Source organism: Mesorhizobium sp. M7A.F.Ca.ET.027.02.1.1, assembly GCF_004022985.1.
Classification (GTDB): Bacteria; Pseudomonadota; Alphaproteobacteria; order Rhizobiales; family Rhizobiaceae; genus Mesorhizobium.
On sequence record NZ_RZOL01000670.1, the window covers coordinates 1 to 1925 of the forward strand.

Below are 1925 nucleotides of genomic sequence, written 5' to 3' on the forward strand. Positions count from 1 at the left end.
GCGCATCGAGGTGCGGCACTGGTCGTCGATGCGGATGAATTTGCCTGCCCTGTCGAGGTCGATCTGCTCGAGCCCCCAGCCTTCGGTCACCGGCTTGCGGCCGACCGTGACCAGGATTTTTTCGGCGGCGACCTTGGCGCTCTTGCCATCCGCCGTCTCGACCAGCAGCGCATCACCCTTGGTCGACAGCCCCTTGGCCTTGGCGCCCAGCATCACCTCGACGCCCAGTGCATTGAGCCGCTTGACCACCGGCCGGGTGAGTTCCGCATCATACTGCGCCAGCACGCGCGGCAAGGCCTCGACCACGGTCACTTTGGCGCCCATTTTGGCGAAGGCCATGCCGAGTTCCAGCCCGATATAGCCGCCACCGACGACAGCGAGTTTTTGTGGAACCGCGCCGAGTGCCAGTGCCTCGGTTGACGAAATCACCGGACCGCCAAAGGGCAGGAACGGCAGTTCGACCGGCGCCGAGCCGGTGGCGATGACGATCGCCTCGGCGCGGATGACTTGGCTTCCTGTCTCGGTTTCGACCTCCACAGTCTTGCCGTCGCGAAAGCTCGCCCAGCCATGCACGGTCTTGACTCCTGCCTTCTTGAGCAGGCCGGCGACGCCGCTGTTGAGCCGGCTCACGATGCCGTCCTTCCAGGCGATCGTCTTAGCCAGGTCGAGCGTCGGTGCGGTGAGCGAAATGCCAAGCGGGCTCTTGCCGCTCGCCATGTGTGAGACCCTCTCGAACTCTTCCGCCGCATGGATCAGCGCCTTGGACGGGATGCAGCCGACATTGAGGCAGGTGCCGCCTGGTTTGCCCGACTCGACGATCACCGTGTCGACGCCGAGCTGCCCGGCACGGATGGCGCAGACATAGCCCCCGGGACCGGCGCCGATGACGAGCAGCTTGCAGGAGATTTCTTTCATGTTGGCATCCTGGTTCACAATGGTGCTGGAAGGCAGATAATGTTGGGTCCTTCGCGCCGCCCTCGAAGCGCGTAATCTCCCCCCTCGAGGGGGAGATGTCGCCGAAGGCGACAGAGGGGGTCGCCGCGCGTAGAGCGCCGGCCTGCATCTGTCGCGCAAGGCGGTCGCGTCCAGTCGTACCAACCCCCTCTGGCCTGCCGGCCATCTCCCCCTCGAGGGGGGAGATTACGCCCTCCACTGCTTTCGCTGATTTTCAACATTGTAAGAAGAAAACCAGTCCTCCAAGGCAGAGGGGGGCGCTGTCCCGCCGGCATCTCGATTGTCCCGCCCCTCAATCCACAAAGATCAGCGCCGGCGTTTCCAGCAGCGTCTTTATCCGCTGGATGAACACCGCCGCGTCCCAGCCGTCGATCACCCGATGGTCGAAGCTCGACGACAGGTTCATCATCTTGCGCGGCATGAACTGGGTGCCGTCCCACACCGGCCGCACCATCATCTTGTTGACGCCGATGATCGCCACTTCGGGATGATTGATGACCGGTGTCGTCGCCATGCCACCCATGGCGCCGAGCGAAGTGATGGTGATGGTCGAGCCAGACAGCTCGTCGCGTGTCGCCGTGCCGGACTTGGCCGCCTCGGCCAGCCTGATGATTTCTGCGCCGCACTCCCAGATATCGCGCGCCTCGGCATGCTTGACCACAGGCACCACCAGCCCCGTCGGCGTCTGCGCGGCAATGCCGATATTGATGCCGCCATGCTGGTGGATGATGCCGGCCTCGTCGTCGAACAGCGAATTGAGATTGGGCTGGTCCGCTATCGCCTTGACCATGGCCCGCATCAGGAACGGCAGCAGCGTCAGCTTCGGCCGCTCCACGCCACCCTTACCTGGGCGCTTCTCCTTGTTGAGCGCGGCGCGCAATTCCTCCAGCGCGGTGACGTCGACCTCCTCGACATAGGTGATGTGCGGGATGCGCGATTTCGACAGCGACATCTTCTCGGCGATCTTGCGC

The 1925-nt window shown here is 64.1% G+C and carries 2 protein-coding genes; both read right to left on the bottom strand.

Annotation, left to right across the window (positions count from 1 at the left end):
• On the bottom strand, window positions 1-915 hold a 915-nt coding region (locus EN749_RS34930; protein WP_128364877.1), incomplete at its 3' end, for an FAD-dependent oxidoreductase.
• Window positions 916-1246: 331 nt separating this feature from the next.
• On the bottom strand, window positions 1247-1925 hold a 679-nt coding region (locus EN749_RS34935; protein WP_145991156.1), incomplete at its 5' end, for a dihydrolipoamide acetyltransferase family protein.